Genomic DNA, 14,612 nt, shown 5'->3' with positions numbered 1-14,612 from the left:
AAGGACTTCAGGCGTTGTTGTAGTGTCGCTGGGAAAAGCTGGATCGGTATCTGGTTGGGGTCAGGCCGGAGAACCGTTTAAAGACGCGCATGAAATATTTGGGGTCGTCATATCCGCAGGCTTCGGCTATCTGTCTGACGCCCATGGAGGTCGACAGGAGCAGCTCCTGAGCTCGTTCGATGCGGATCCGCCTGATCTGTCCGGTGATACCGATGCCGAACCGCCGCTTATAGATGGTCGATAGGTACGAGGGCGAATAGTTGAAGTTTTCTGCTACGCTGGCAACACTGATCCGGTCGCAGGCGTTGATACGGATCCAATCTTGGACCTTCTGGAGGGTGCTGTCCTCGTCGTCAGCTTCTTGATGGTTCTTGGGCGTGGGTCTTCCCATGGAGATCTCCATGAGCAGGCAGGTCATGAAATAGCTGCAGTAGGGGCTGGGATCCGGGTAGGTGCGCTGGTAGATGTCCAGCAGCTGGTTGAACATGACGGTCAGCCGATTGTTGTCTGCCAAACGAAAATCCAGGGGCAGCACCACGCGTGCCGCGCCCTGGTCATTTCCATCCCTTTGTTCGTCAGGCAGGCCTTGAACCCTATGCCAGTCAGGCAAGGTGAAGTGGGCCCAGTAGAAGGTCAGAGGCTCCTGTCCCAGCCGTCGACTGCCCTCATGAGGGGTGCCGGGCGGGATCAGCAGCAGGCCGCCTGCCTTCAAATCATGATGCCGTCCGGCTACGGTCAGCGGAAGGATGCCCTCTTCAACCAGGATCAGCTCAAAGCTGTCAACGGTGCGGCGCTCGTGGATCCATCCGGGGGTGCCGATGAAGCGCCCCGCGGATTTGAAGACCGCCGCATCGTTGGGGAAACTGGTGATGATTGCCTGATCCGTGCTGACCGTCCTCCCTGTAGCTGAAACCTTGGCCTTGGGACGCGGTCAGTGGCTGGCCACTTCGACGTAGGCATGATAGGGCTGGTCATGGTCAATGGTCCAGAGGGGGACGAATTCCAGGCCGCTGTCCCGGTGACGGAAGACCAGCTTCTCGCCCTGGCGCTCGAAGGCGGACCCGGGATCCTTCCGGTCGATGTTAAGGCTCTGCATATCGGTGCTGGGGCTCAAGGCGGCAAGCACGTAGGGTCCCCAGGCCACGGCAGCCAGGGAAGGTCTGTCCGGGGTGCCGATCAGCCGGATGGTCGGGTCGAATGTCAGTGTAATGGTGGTTCCTGACCAGGAATTCAGACCGCAGGCGCTCGCATCAAGGACCGCCACAGCCGGGTCGGTGCCCATGAGAGCCTGGGAAACCGGGGTTCCGTCGATGTCTATGTGGACCCTGCCGCGGGTCCAGGCGGGAATGCGAAGGGCCAGGCGCGGTCTGTCCAGGGCTTCTATGGTGATGGTTACCTTCTCGGGGTGGCGGTCGTCCACGTCCACGCTCAGCGCCATCTTCTGGTCGATGTCGTTCAGGCTGCAGGGCAGATACTGCTCGATCCACAGGGTCTTCTCATCTGTGTAGAAGGCTCCGTCGGCGTAGTAGAAGTGCGATTCCAGGCCGGTGCCGTGGCAGCAGCTGTTCTCCTCATCGAACTCCTTGCGGCCACCCGGCTGAGTGGGGAAGAAGTAGAGACTGCCGCCCTGAGGCACATGGTCGGTGCTGGCGGCGACGTGGTTGAGTGTGGTCAGCTCGGTGTAGTCTGCATACTCCTGATCCGGGTCGAAGGAGAACAGGAGTGCCGACAGCTTGAGCAGGTTGTAGGAGGCGCAGGACTCGGCGGTGTTGTCCTTGAGCAGGGCGCCAATCACGTCGGGCTGCTGGAACATCTCGCCCTGCCCGGTGCCGCCCATGGCGTAGATGTGATGACCCATGACCGACTTGAGGAAGAATTCCGCCTGCTGCAGGTAGTAGGGCAGACCGGTCTGGCGGAAGAGCTCCACCGAGCCGATGACCTGGGGGATGTGCTGGTTGCCATGCAGTCCGCCCAAGGCATCCACCTTCTGACGCATGGGAACCATGAGGCGGTCGTTGTCGAAGAGCCGGGCGGCATCCAGGTGCTCCTTGCGGCCGGTGATGGCGTACAGATGGGCCAGGGACTCGTTCATGCCGCCAAACTCGCCGGCGATGTACATGCTCCACATGTTCTGAAGCTGCTCGTGGGGGAGCCGGTGGACGCGGTCATAGACCCAGTCACCCAGGTCCGAGGCCACGCGCAGAGCCGTTTCATTGCCTGCGAAATGGTAGGCGTCGATCAGCCCCGCCAGGATCTTGTGCAGGGTGTAGTAGGGCGCCCAGATGGTGGGGTAGGGCGCATACTGCTCCAACTTGTCGAACTGACTCTCGTCGTAGGCGGACAGGAAGCCCGGCTTGGTGGTCCCGCTCTTTGCGAAGGCGGCCTGGACCTCGGCCAGCCCGTCGACCAGATAGGTCAGTTTGGTCCGAATGTCCTCGTCGCCGGTGGCGGCATACCCCAGAGCATATGCGGACAGAACATGCCCGGTGGTGTGGCCGCGCAGGTTGGAGTCCGGAGCGTCCCAGCCGATCATGGGCTTGGCTCCCTTGGTGTCCAGGTGGGCGGCCCGGCGGAATTCCACCAGGAGCTGATCGTCGTCCAGGGTCTTCAGGAAAGCTATCCGTCGGCGCTGGTTGCCTGCCAGCATGCCATCACCGGTCAGCCGCACCCGGGAGATGGGCACGCGGCGGACCTTAGGGCTCGAATCTACGGGCTGTTCGGGGTCTTCATCGATCACCTGAACATTGCATTGCACACGGATGTCGCTGCCGTCTATGGAACCCTGGAAGTCGTGCTCGCCGGTCTGCTCGTCCCGCTGCTCAACGCCTTCGTCCCAGTTGACCCGCTGGGAGACCTTCTGCCCGTCTTTGGTCAGCACGGCCGTGAACATGGGCAGATAGTAGGTGGCGCCCTTGCGCGCCTTGATCTCGATGGGGTAGACCTTGCGCACTTCGATCTTGTTGGGCATCTGCAGCACGGTCACATCGAAGTTGCGCTGCGCCTTGGCGCCGCCCTTGGTGACGGTCGCGGTCAGGGTTACATTCCGGTCGCCTCGACCATATTCGGGTTGATTGACCTTGCCTTGAGGGTTCACCCATCGATCGTCGCTGCTGGCCCATTCGATGGTGGTTCCCTCCACCCCCTCGGTCGGTAGTTTCAGGTCGAAGTCCACGGTGCCTGTGTTGCCGATGTAGATCTGACGGGCCGCCTCGTCGACGCAGTCCTGATCAGTGTGCATGGATGATGTCATGATGAATTACCTACTTCCTCCGCTGACAGGCGGATTCTGGCCGGTCATGGTTTCCGTCGGGTCGTCTCCGATCCGTCGGCGCCGCTCTGCCCCGACGCCTTCGTGCGCCTTACCTCATCAGTCTATGGACGGAAGCCCGGTCAGGAAGGTGGGGGAAATCGTCGAATGGGTGGACAATCTTGTGCCTTTGGCTTGGAGTTGTTCTGGTTAGCTTCTATTTCTTCCCAATCCTTGCAATGGCGGGCTTTCTGAGCAAGGAACGACCTGCCCGGGAAGCCTTGTCCGGTAGCGGCCAGGTGGCATTACCGAGAAATATCCACCTTTTCGCATTCTCTTTGCACCTACGCCCGACGGGATGAGGATTTACGGTTCAGAGTGGAACAGCCTGTGGTTCCACGCAGAGCAAAGGGGTGCCCGCACAACGAGGGTAGGCACCAGTGAGAAGCGAGGAGAAACGTATGGCAACACCAACGGAAAACGGCGGCGAACAACCGGACATTGTGGTCGATGAATCCGGCCTCAAGGTTGACCGACGACAGGAGGAGGAGCTGAACCAGCTGAGAGCGGACCGCTCCTTCTTCGGCTACCCCAAGGGCATCGGTGCCCTGGCAGCCGGCAATTTCTTCAATTCGATCTGTTGGGCCTCTTATGGGGCCGTGACGATCTACTACCTTTATAAGCCTTGGACCCAGGGTCTGGGATTCAGCCAGGGGGAGGCAGCACAGCTTATAGCCATCGTTGCGGCCATCAATTCCATGTTCGGCATCGTGGGCAGCTGGCTGGCGGATAGGGTGTTCGGTGCGCGCAAGGCCCTGGTCATCGGCAACATCGTCAAGGGACTGTCCTGCGGGCTGTTGGCCATTCCGGCATTCTCGATCGGTCAGGGCCGAGCCATGGCCATCGTGGGCATGATCCTCATGAACCTACCCATCATGGGGGCTTCGAACGCCTCGCTGACCGGCATGCTCTTCCACCGCAAGGACAACCGTCGTGACGGCGCTTTCGCCATTCACGCCATTGCCAACAACATCGCCGGGTTCATCACCCCAATCATCTCTGCTCAGCTCGGTCTGCTCAACTATCATTACGGATTCGCCATCGGAGCAGTAGCCGCGCTGATTTACGCCGCCATCATCGGCGTGCCGGGCAATCGTTTCTTCGGTTCGCTGGGCTCCAAGCCCTCACGCCCGCTCAACAGCCAGGAGCGTAAACGCTACGGATGGGGTGCCCTGGGTGTGCTGGTGGTAATCGGCCTGTTCATCGCCGTCCTTCTTGTCACCCACAAGATCAGCGTCAATGCGCTGGCCAATACGGTCAGCTCCTGCACCTTCGTGGTGGCCATCGCCTTCTTCTTGGTCATCTGGCGTTCCAAGAGAATCGTCGGTGTGGAGCGTCGTCGGCTCAAGGCCTTCGTACCCATCGTGATCATGCAGATTGTTGCAGGGGTGGATTACGCCATTCAGGGCACCACCCTGCTCATGTTCCTGGACCAGCGGATCAACAGAAAGTTCGGCAGTATTGAAATCGCGCCGGGCTCCTTCAACACTCTCGTGGGCATCATCGCCATGCTGGCCGGCATCTTCTTCAGCTGGTTCTGGCTGACCGACACGGGCAAGCGTTGGAAGTCCACCAACCGTCTCTGGTTCGGATTCGCTTTCTTCGGCATCTCTAATTTGCTGCTGATCGTTCCCACTGTGGTGCTCAATCCTCATACGGCTAGATATTCCGTGCTCTGGCTGCTGCTCTACTATGTGGTCTCCAACTTCGGCGGCTTCCCCTACGGCGTTGCAGCCAACTCGACTGTAGCGGCCATAGCCCCCAAGTCCTATGAGACACAGATGCAGACCGCTTTCACTCTGTCAGCTGCCATCGGCACGGCTATCATGCTGCTGGTTTATGGCAAACTGACCACCCTGGACCAGCAGCTGCCGTTGATGCTGATCATCGGCATCATTGAAATTGTCGTGGCTGTGGCGGTCATGCTCTTCCGAGGCAAGATCGACGCGACGGTCATGTCGGATTGAGCAACTGGTTCCCTGCCGGAGGATCGGTCTTCTGCAGGGAACCGTGATACATGACAGTTGTGTGTATGAATGACCTGCGCGTCTGGTGCTCGGGTCAGGGCCGATTGCCCTGATTCGGGCGTCAGACGCGCAAGTTTGTGCTTGGGGTTGGTGATGCCGGGTATCGCCGATTTCTAAAGCGGCACCCGGTGCCTCGTGTTTGCACAGAGGTAGCCATCAATTGACCGCTGCGGTCATAATCCAGTCGGTCTGAATGTCTGTGCCCAAGGTGAATGTGTGCTCGCCGGTCCGTTTGAAGCCCATGGCTTGGTAGAAACGTTGAGCGGGTTCATTGCGCTCCCATATGCCCAACCAGATTGTGCTCAGATCCCGGTTCCTGACTCGTTCGAAGGCCTGATTGACCAGCATGGTGCCCAGTCCCTGGCGTTTGAAGTCTGATAGAACGTATAGCCGCTCGATCTCCATGGAAGTATCACCGAACTGCTCCGTCTGGGCCTTCCCAATGTTGAGCTGCATGTAGGCTGCGGGAGTGCCGCCCACGCTGGCCAGCATAAAAACGGATTCGGGTTCAGACAGTTGCGACTTGACCAGTTCGGGGGAGAAGGAGTGCCGGAGGTAATCGTCCATGTTCTCCCGGCTGTTGTCGGCGGCGAAGGTGTCACGGAAGGTGATCATGCCCATGGAACGTATCAGCCCGGCATCATCCGAGGTGCATTGCCGTATTACTGCGGTCATGATGGCGACTCCTTTCCTCTTGAGTTTGTTTGTTGTTGGGATATATCTGTGCTGATGGGGCATTATTCTCAATTGACGATCTTGAGCCCGAACACGCAGGCGACCAAGCCGATGATGAGCAGAATTCGGGCAAGCGAAATTGGCTCCGATCCTGTAGCCATGGCGTAGAGGACAGTCAAGGCAGCTCCGATGCCGACCCAGACCGCGTAGGCTGTACTGGTAGGGATGCTGTGCATGGCAAAGGCCAGACCAACCATCTGAGATCAATCCCACGATAAAAAAGATGTCGGGGACGACTTTGGTAAAGCCTTGAGACTTGCCTAAGGCGGTTGCTCAGGCCGATTCACAGATGCCGGCGAGTATGAGTACGATCCACGAGGACATGGTTCCCTTTCGGCAAGTCTTGTCGCTGTCCGGGTACCTGACCATCGTCCGGGAACCTGAATCAGATTCTGAGCATCAAAATAGCACGAGGGTAACACTCTGATACATGAATAAGCAGGTGGAGTGGCCAACGGTCCATTGTAAGAAGGAATCAGGGTTAGTTCAGGGTCGTTTCAGGGGTTTGCCGGATGTTGTCTTCTGTGTCGATCGGCTATTCATATACATATAAGGAACTGGCAGAGTGTACGCACGAGGATGTGGCAGGTGAATGAATCATGACTTGGGCCTTACGTGATCTGAAAGCCAATAGCGGCATTTGGGCTGGCGTCTTTATCGTTCTTGTGGTCACACAAACCTTGCTCTGTGCCATGAGTGTGAGCATGGGAATCAACAGCTATTACCAAGGTCTGTCGGTCAAGACCAGGGATCCTGCTAAGAGCTTGGCTTCGGCTCTGAGTCTGGTCTTCCTCACGGTCATTGTGCTCGGCTGTCTGGTGATCAAGCAGACCCTGCAGGCATCAATTCGCCAACGTCGGCAGGGGCTGGCCCTTCTCTCGCTGCTGGGAGCTACGCCTAAGCAGGTCCTGGTGCTTACGCTTTTGCAGGTGATGATTTTGCTTCTGCCGGCCTCCCTTGTTGCCGTGGCTCTTTCACCTGCGCTGGCTGTAAGGATCCTCGATTGGTATTCCACCGGGATGCGAATGCCGGTACATTTCGCTTTTACCTGGCGCGGTTTTCCTAGGTCTGCCCTGACTGGTCTTGCAGTGGGATTGGCCACGGCCGTCTTGGCGACCAGCCGGACATTGCGGGATTTGAGGAAGATGACACCAGTCCGGATGGTGCACCGTGCTGAGGAGAGCGAATCGGTTGAACGGCCGAGACATGGACGTGGTCTTGTGGCCCTTTTCCTTGGGCTGGCCTTGCTGCTATTGCCGTTGCCTGTCTTTGCCTATCTTTCGCACAGCGACTCTGGGTCCTTGGATCCTAAGCAAGTCCGGGCGGTCATAAGTGCCGTTGGAAGTGGACCGCTTTTCGCCATTCTCTTGCTGCTGATAGCCTTGGCTCGCGCTGGTGGGCCGGTTATAGGCAGGGTCACTCAACTCTGGACTGCTCTGGTGCCGTCATCGTCTGCCGTCTGGCGGGTAGCGCGTTCACAGGCTGTGGTCAGAAGCAAAGACACGACATTCGGTTCAACGGTCATAGCGTTGACCGCCTGCATGTTTCTGGTCGGCGGTCTGCTGACTGCCGGAGGCACCAGTACCGTCGCTATGAACAAGGTGCCGGGAATACCGAGTGCCACAGCGGGCGGGACTTTGGAGTTGCTCTATGGTTTCTGGGCAGCGCTGCTGGTCGCCCTGGTCGGCGTGATCGCGGGGTTCGCCATCGCCGCTCGGGATCGTGACCTCGATCTGGCGCTCCTGTCAATCGCTGGGGCAAACCCGCAGCAGCTTACTGCTATATCCACATTGGACGGCACCATCGTGATGACTACAGGCATTATCATCGCAGCAGGCGGCACCGGACTGGTCGGACTAAGCACAGCTACGGTCTACTGGCCTCTTGTCCACACTTTGTCCATAGTCTTTCCTTGGCAGTTCTTCCTTATATGCGGGTTGCCGATCATCATTGTCGGGTCACTGGCGACCATGCTGACGGCGCGGCCTGCTTTGAAGCGCTCGCCCATGGCCATTTTGCAAGGCGCTATAGGCGAATGATCGGCAGTGAGCTTTAATTGTTGGGTCCGCGATGTGTAATTGAGCGGTCTTGCCAAGCATTGATTTCGGCCATGGCTGTGTGTGGCATATTCATCAACGGGCAGTTCCTTGTCGTATAGGCCAACACAGGTCAATACGATAAATACATGCTGGATGCTCGAAGATGAGTATCGCCATTATGGCAAGTTATTCTTTAGGAGATCCTGTGGACGGTTAACCTTTAACATAGGAGTAGATAAACAATTAGCGGTCAAATTTGTGTATCGAGTACAGTGAGTCGTGTGGGTCGGAACAAGGCTTGATTGCCGAGACTTTCACTTATGTCACAGTGTTTGGTCGTGGTTGCCGGTGGTCATCAAGGTAAGAACCATTCGATTCTTATCGCGCTTGTACACTAGGAGCCAGTCTGCGTCGACATGTAGTTCCTCGTATTCGGACCAGCGTCCTTTCAACTGGTGCTTTCGATATTTACGTTTAAGCAGTGCTGAATTGTAGTTAGCCAAATCGTCGAGCACTTGATCGAGCCTGCTTAAGTCGAAATGCTTCTTCTTGATTTTCTTGACATCACGCAGGAATTTTTGCGTATATGCAAACTCATACATGATGGATGATGTCTTTCATATTCTCTGCATCACCCACGTGAGTGACCGGTGAAGCCTCGGCTTCCTCCATTTCCCTGTCAAATTTGGAAAGTTGGGAGCGGAATGGAAGCCCTCCCTCGCGCAACGACTGAGAGAGGAACATGTTAATTGCCGTGCCGAGATCAAGGCCTAGGTCTTCGAAAAGCTGTGAGGCCCGACGTTTCATATCCTCGCTGGTGCGAATTTGAATTCTCGCTGTCTCTTTCATTGCTTTCGCCTGCTTCAATTGCTCAATTATTTGTCTTAGCTCCAAAATTATATCATTATTGCTCCGGATGGAGTTACCTTGGAGTCATTTAAACACTGCAAGTAAAGAAACGAGGATGGCCTGAGATTCATGAGTAAGGTTATTGACAGTGTGATGTACAAAGTAATCCGGAAAGATGGATCCTTGAACTGTAAAACGGTATGACAAGGGCCAGCCAAGTTGCCTCGGCTGGCCCTTGTCTTGTGGAGCTGCGGGGAATTGAACCCCGGTCCGGTGACCGCACCCTCAGTCTTCTACGTGCGTAGTCTGCTGGCCTTTGTGGCTATCTGTCTGCCCCCACCTGTGTCGCAGACAACCGGTGGCGGGCATAGCCGCAGAAAAAGTCCCCGAACCGCCCTGTGGCGCGGCAGTCCAGGCAAGTCTTCTTAATGACGCTCAGCATCCCCCCGAAGGCGAAGGGGAGTGAACGGAGCAGCTGCTCACTGGTTAATCCTGGCGCGAAGCTCAGGCAGCGAGAGCGAACTCAGTGCGGTTAGATTTAGCACTTGTTGTTTGCGGGAGGACATTAACGAGCGGACCCCCGCGTTCTCGGCACGCTTCCCTGCGACGAACAGGTCACCGTCGAAACCGATCAGCCCCAATCTTGAATTATCAAGCTCCGCTGGTGCCATTCCGGACCAGCCTCGTCAGTATACAACAGATGGACGCTGTGGATATTCCCGCTTCTCCCTGGGCATTGTCTTGGATCCTAGTCAAGCCGCAGAGTCCTGTCGACGCGTGGCAGCTCATCGGCATCCGGTAAATTCTCAATTCCGTAGATATAAGTTTGGTCCCGTCCTGTCGGCATTGACGGCTCGACCTGGCGGGACCACAGTCATGCTCAAGGACAGGACTCATTGGCCCTGCTGGCCTAGATAGTCGGGGATATGCTCAGGATATTCGGGCCAAGCGCCCTGCTGGGTGCAGACGAAGGCAGCGGTGTTGACTGCAGCCCGGTGGGCCTGAGTCAGGGAGGCCCCCAATAGGCGGTTGATTGCGAAGGTGCCGGAGAAGGCATCGCCGGCCCCGACTGTGTCGGCCACAGTGATTTTAGGCGTAGGCAGGTGTGAGGACTGCCCATCCGCCAGGTAGATTGTACTGTAGTCGCTGCCGGCGGTCAGCACGATGGTGTCCAGATGCCACTGGTCCATGAACCAGCTGCAGAGCTCGTCGTCGGTGGCCCCAGGAATGTGGAACATGTCGCGCAGGGTGACCAGTTCCTCGTCGTTGAGCTTGAAAACCGTGGCCATGTCCAGCAGTTCCTGGATTAGATCCTTGCTGTAAAAGGTGCCGCGCAGGTTGATGTCGAAGAAGCGCATGGCATGGCTCTTGGTGTGGCGCAGGACCTGCAGGCAGGTTTCGCGGGACCCACTGCTGCGCATGCTCAACGTGCCGTAGCAGACGGCGTCGGCCTTGCTGGCCAGCCCGGCCAGGTCATCCGTGTATTCCAGATGATCCCAGGCCACATCAGGCTTGAAGACGTACTGGGGGATGCCCTCGGTCAGCTGGACCTCGACGGTGCTGGTGGGGTGGTCGTTGTGCTGTAGGAAGGCATCGACGCCGGCCTTCTGGACCGCCTCCTCAAGCTCCCGGCCCAGGTCGTCCCGGCCCACGGCGCTGAAGGCATAGCCTTCCGCCCCGTTCTTTGCGGCATGATAACTGAAGTTGACCGGTGCTCCACCGGCCCGCTTGCCTGTTGGCAGGACGTCCCAGAGGATCTCGCCGATGCTGAGGACCACGGGTTTACTGGTCATGGTGTTCCTTTCCTGACGACGGGCGATGTGCCCGCCTTGTGTTTGCTGATTTCACAGTTGTGCGGCCCATGCTGGCCGGGTGCTCCAAAAATTGGCTGGCCGCCACCGCAGCGGCTCCGGTCAGTGTGGCATCGGCTGGAAGACGGGAGAGCAGAATCTGCGTGTGCTCGCGCAAGCCGGGCAGGGCGCGTTGGGATACTATGGTTCGAACTCGTTCCAGTAGGCGGGAACCAGCGGCGGCCACCATGTCTCCGATGATGATTTGAGCAGGGTTGTAGGCGTTGACGATGGTCACGCAGCCATAGCCCACGTAGTCGGCTATTTGATCCACCAAGGTCCGGGCGACCTGCTGGCCCGAGCGGGCCTGGTCGAACAGACTTGTGCAGGCCTTGGCGTGGGTCATGGTCTCGATTCCAGGGAAGTGATCCCGCATATCCGGCTGGCACATGCGGCGGTGGATGGCTACCGCCGAGCAGTAGCATTCCAGGCAGCCGCGGTTGCCGCACTCGCAGGACAGGCCATTCAGGTCGATGCTGACGTGGCCGATTTCGGTGGCCGCTCCCTGGCTTCCGTCCACCAGGGCGCCTCTGTCTATGACTCCTAATCCCACGCCTTCGCCCACCAGGAAGTAGGCCATGCTGGAAGCGCTCACGCGGGGGTCGAAGAGGCTCTGGGCCAGCGCGCCAGCTCGTGCATCCTGCTCGATGAAGGTGGGTACGCGGAAAGCCTGGCCGAATTCGTGTATAAAGTCCACGCCACGCCAGCCGGGCATGCTGGTAACCAGGGCGATGCGGCCGGTTTCTCGCAGGTAGGGGCCCGGCACAGCCATGCCCACGGCCACGATGGTGGGGTTTGTCTCCAGACGTTTTCTCACTCGCGTTCTGACTTCAGTTACTGTGCCGGGGATGTCATCGGGATCGACGGGGGGCAGCTCCTCCGAGTCCAGGAGATGGCCGCTGATGTCGAAGAGTCCGATGCTGACCAAACTGCGGGCGAACTTGACTCCGATGACCTGGTAGCGGTCGGCGTTCAGGGCCAGGCCGATGGATCGACGGCCGCCCTCTGAGTCCATGCTTCCGGTCTCGCTGATTAGGCCCAAGCTGATTAGGCGGGCCACCAGCTTGCCTACGGCCGCCGGCGTCAGGTTGAGGTCCCGTGCCATCTGGGCTCGTGAACTGGTGCCGTGCTGATGCAGATATTGGACGATGCGTGACTGATTGAGTTCGGAGAGGGCCTTTGGTGTGCTGGCGTATGGACTGCCGCGCATGTCGACCTCCTCCTTGAGTAGTACAGTCTCACGATCTTCGTGCACTTTATGAACAACGTTTATATATTAACACTGTTTATTATCCTTTCACAAACTTTCAAAGTTGTTCAAGGTTTCTCGACAAGACAATCCCGTCGTTGGCCGCTTCATCGCAGCCAAGAAGTTCATCAGCCTCTACTTCTTCACCAGTGCGATGGATAGTAGGTTCTTGTAGGCTCGCAGTCCTAAGCGAGCTGCTTGTGCGGTGGATATTGGGCTCTGACGGTGCCCGTTCGCCCTAAACGCCGGCACCTCTTCTCGTCTCCGGCTTATGGGTAGACTGATGAGGTGGCCATCGATGGTCATGGCTGGAGCATGTCAACGACGCGGTCGTCAGTGGCATCAGTCTATTGCACGAAAGGTATGGATCATGAGTCTTGATAATGGCATCGACACCGTCGCCGATCCGTCGAAGGAGCGGCCGCTGGCCCTGATTCCCCGGCCGCTTCACATGCAAAGGGATCGGGGTCAGCTGCTGTTGCCAGTGGCGGGCAGAATTGTCTGCGGTTCAGCAGTTGACCAGGAGCTGGCTTCCGTCCTCAGCGACCAGTTGACAGATACCATCAAGCAGGCTACGGGTATGGTCTGGGATCATTCGCGAGGGGGGGCTTGGACTGGCGCAATCAGTCTGGACCTGGACCAAAAACTTGGTCCTCAAGAGTATCTTCTGAGCATCGCCGATCAGGGGGAGCGCCGCCCCATCGTGGATGTCCGCGGCGGCGACGGTCAGGGACTGCGATGGGGGGTACAGACCCTCCGCCAGGTCATCATGCAATGCGGTCCGGTGCTTCCCGCCTTGCACATTCAGGACCGCCCCGCCTATCCAACGCGCATCTACAGTCTGGATGTGACCCGCGGTCGGGTGCCCACCATGGAATGGCTGCGGCACTGGGCGGACATATTGGCCCTGTATAAGTTCAATCAGCTGCAGCTCTACATTGAGCACACCATGGCTTTCCCGGGCATGAGCGAGGCCTGGAGGGGCACAAGCCCTCTGGAGCCCGGGCAGATCACCGACTTCGATGACTATTGCGCCCGCCTGGGCATCGAGTTGGTGCCTTCGATTTCCACCTTCGGCCACCATTACACCAGCCTTCGCACTCGCGGATTCAGGGATCTGGGCGAGTTTCCCGAGCAGGCGGACCGGCCCTACTCTTTTATAGAGCGCCAGGAGCATCACACCATCAATGTCAACCATCCACAGGCCCTGGCATTCTCCACTGGGCTGATTGACGCCTATGCGCCGCTTATGCGTACGCGTAACTTCAATATCGGCGGAGATGAGACCTTCGATCTGGGCAAGGGGCGTTCGCGGAAGGATGGTTCCAGCAAGGATCCTGCTGACATGTATGCCGATTATCTGATTAGCCTGTGCGATCACCTGCATGGGCAGGGTCGCCATCCCATGTTCTGGGGCGATGTCGCTGTGTCCATGCCCAGAATCTTGGACAGGCTGCCCGAGGACTGTACGCTGCTCAACTGGCTCTATGACCCGCAGGTGGAACCGGACAAGGTTGCCCTTGTAGCCTCGACGGGGGCCCGACAGGTAGTCTGCTCGGCCGTTCATGCCTGGAATCTTCTCCTTCCTGGAATCGACAATGCCTGGAAGAACATCAGCCGTCTGAGTCAATATGGGATCCAGTACGGTGCCGTTGGAGCCATGGTCACCGACTGGGGTGATTACGGGCACATCAACGATCCGCGCATGAGCTTGCCTGGCATGGCCTACGCTGCGCAGTGCTTCTGGAACCCCAATGACGATGATCGAGACCGGGTGGACAGGGATCTGGGCCTGTTGGTCTATGGGGATGCGGCGGGGGACTATCTGCCGGCACTGATCCAAGCTGGCTCCAGTGCGGTCTTCGGCTGGGACGATATGGTGCGTTACTGGGAGCTTGATGACGGACATGGGGGCCTCAACCAGGATGTGGCCTCTACATTGCCGGGCGCAGGCGTGCCTGCACTGGATTCGTCTGCCGATCTCGACGAAGCTCGACGGAGCCTGCTTAAGGCTTTGCGCATTCGTCTTGAGCAGGTGGATCAGCGTGACGCTCTGCTGGTCGACGCGGCTGTACGCATGGGCAGGGCGGCCGCCGGATGCCGGGCTGATGCGCGCAGAACTTTGCAGGCTCAGTTGATAGCTGTCCATGGTCAACGCCTCTTTAACGCACTGGGTCGTAGTCTGGCCGTTCGCTATGGCGTTCTGCCTGGAGCTCCGGATGCAGAAGGCGATCGGGGCCTGGCCGATGCTTTTGAGATCTGGTTTGAGTCTTACGCTACGGTCTGGCGTCAGGTCAGTCGGGAATCAGAGTTGGGAAGGATCGCCTCTGTGATTTGGGGCTTCGCCGACACTCTTCGGAAGGGAGCGAACTCCTGATCGGATCGATTGCGAGTTCATATCGAAAGGCGGGAAGAGCGCGAGAATGATCATCAATGAGTAGAGCATGGCTCTGCGGCTTTTTGGACGTTTCTTGCACGAAGTCTTAGGATTGCATAAATCTCGAGCCAGGAAAATGGTCTGTGCCTCGTCTGCCGGTTTTAAGCTTTGGCCGGTTT

11 protein-coding genes, 1 other RNA gene and 1 riboswitch are annotated in these 14,612 nt (G+C 58.1%); of the genes, 3 read left to right on the top strand and 9 right to left on the bottom strand.

The features are described 5' to 3' along the window. Positions 1-7 precede the first annotated feature (7 nt). On the bottom strand, positions 8-820 hold the full coding sequence (locus H3T90_RS09015) for a helix-turn-helix transcriptional regulator (protein ID WP_332468229.1): 813 nt from the start codon (positions 818-820) through the stop codon (positions 8-10). Between the two features lie 111 nt (positions 821-931). Next, positions 932-3,250, bottom strand: coding sequence for a beta-L-arabinofuranosidase domain-containing protein (locus H3T90_RS02355; protein WP_198229456.1), 2,319 nt, complete (start codon positions 3,248-3,250; stop codon positions 932-934). A gap of 458 nt (positions 3,251-3,708) precedes the next feature. Between H3T90_RS02355 and H3T90_RS02350 the strand changes: the two genes are divergently transcribed. Further along, entirely contained in the window at positions 3,709-5,274 is a 1,566-nt protein-coding gene (locus H3T90_RS02350; protein WP_198190616.1) for an oligopeptide:H+ symporter, read from the top strand. 216 nt (positions 5,275-5,490) lie between these two features. Here H3T90_RS02350 and H3T90_RS02345 read toward each other — a convergent pair whose 3' ends face one another. Beyond that, a complete protein-coding gene (locus H3T90_RS02345) occupies positions 5,491-6,009 on the bottom strand; it encodes a GNAT family N-acetyltransferase (protein WP_198229455.1) in 519 nt (172 codons plus the stop codon). A 68-nt stretch (positions 6,010-6,077) separates the two neighbouring features. After that, complete coding sequence (locus H3T90_RS08855; protein ID WP_232350489.1) at positions 6,078-6,266, bottom strand: DMT family transporter; 189 nt, start codon at positions 6,264-6,266, stop codon at positions 6,078-6,080. A gap of 135 nt (positions 6,267-6,401) precedes the next feature. Continuing rightward, positions 6,402-6,465, bottom strand: a riboswitch (guanidine-III (ykkC-III) riboswitch). Positions 6,466-6,773: 308 nt separating this feature from the next. Here H3T90_RS08855 and H3T90_RS02335 point away from each other — a divergent pair. Next, positions 6,774-8,108, top strand: coding sequence for an FtsX-like permease family protein (locus H3T90_RS02335; protein WP_198229454.1), 1,335 nt, complete (start codon positions 6,774-6,776; stop codon positions 8,106-8,108). Between the two features lie 323 nt (positions 8,109-8,431). On the opposite strand, the gene H3T90_RS02330 is transcribed toward H3T90_RS02335, so the two are convergent. From H3T90_RS02330 to H3T90_RS02310, 5 genes are all read right to left on the bottom strand, one after another. After that, on the bottom strand, positions 8,432-8,710 hold the full coding sequence (locus H3T90_RS02330) for a type II toxin-antitoxin system RelE/ParE family toxin (RefSeq protein WP_198229453.1): 279 nt from the start codon (positions 8,708-8,710) through the stop codon (positions 8,432-8,434). After that, entirely contained in the window at positions 8,703-8,957 is a 255-nt protein-coding gene (locus H3T90_RS02325; RefSeq protein WP_198190621.1) for a type II toxin-antitoxin system RelB/DinJ family antitoxin, read from the bottom strand. Before H3T90_RS02325 ends, H3T90_RS02330 begins: the two co-directional genes overlap by 8 nt. A 240-nt stretch (positions 8,958-9,197) precedes the next feature. After that, positions 9,198-9,596, bottom strand: a transfer-messenger RNA (tmRNA) gene (gene ssrA, locus H3T90_RS02320). 254 nt (positions 9,597-9,850) lie between these two features. Next, positions 9,851-10,750 carry a carbohydrate kinase family protein gene (locus H3T90_RS02315; protein WP_198190622.1) on the bottom strand — a complete coding sequence of 300 codons (900 nt, stop codon included), beginning with the start codon at positions 10,748-10,750 and terminating at the stop codon, positions 9,851-9,853. After that, positions 10,740-12,017, bottom strand: coding sequence for an ROK family transcriptional regulator (locus tag H3T90_RS02310; protein ID WP_198229452.1), 1,278 nt, complete (start codon positions 12,015-12,017; stop codon positions 10,740-10,742). The genes H3T90_RS02315 and H3T90_RS02310 overlap by 11 nt, the downstream gene beginning before the upstream one ends. Before the next feature lie 409 nt (positions 12,018-12,426). On the opposite strand from H3T90_RS02310, the gene H3T90_RS02305 reads away from it, so the two are divergent. Then, positions 12,427-14,433, top strand: coding sequence for a glycoside hydrolase family 20 zincin-like fold domain-containing protein (locus tag H3T90_RS02305; protein WP_198229451.1), 2,007 nt, complete (start codon positions 12,427-12,429; stop codon positions 14,431-14,433). The last annotated feature ends 179 nt before the right edge of the window (positions 14,434-14,612 follow it).

It is taken from the genome of Bifidobacterium polysaccharolyticum, assembly GCF_016101585.1.
Classification (GTDB): Bacteria; Actinomycetota; Actinomycetes; order Actinomycetales; family Bifidobacteriaceae; genus Bombiscardovia; species Bombiscardovia polysaccharolytica.
Note: the sequence above shows the minus strand (reverse complement) of the source record. Positions and strands in the feature narration are given on the sequence as shown.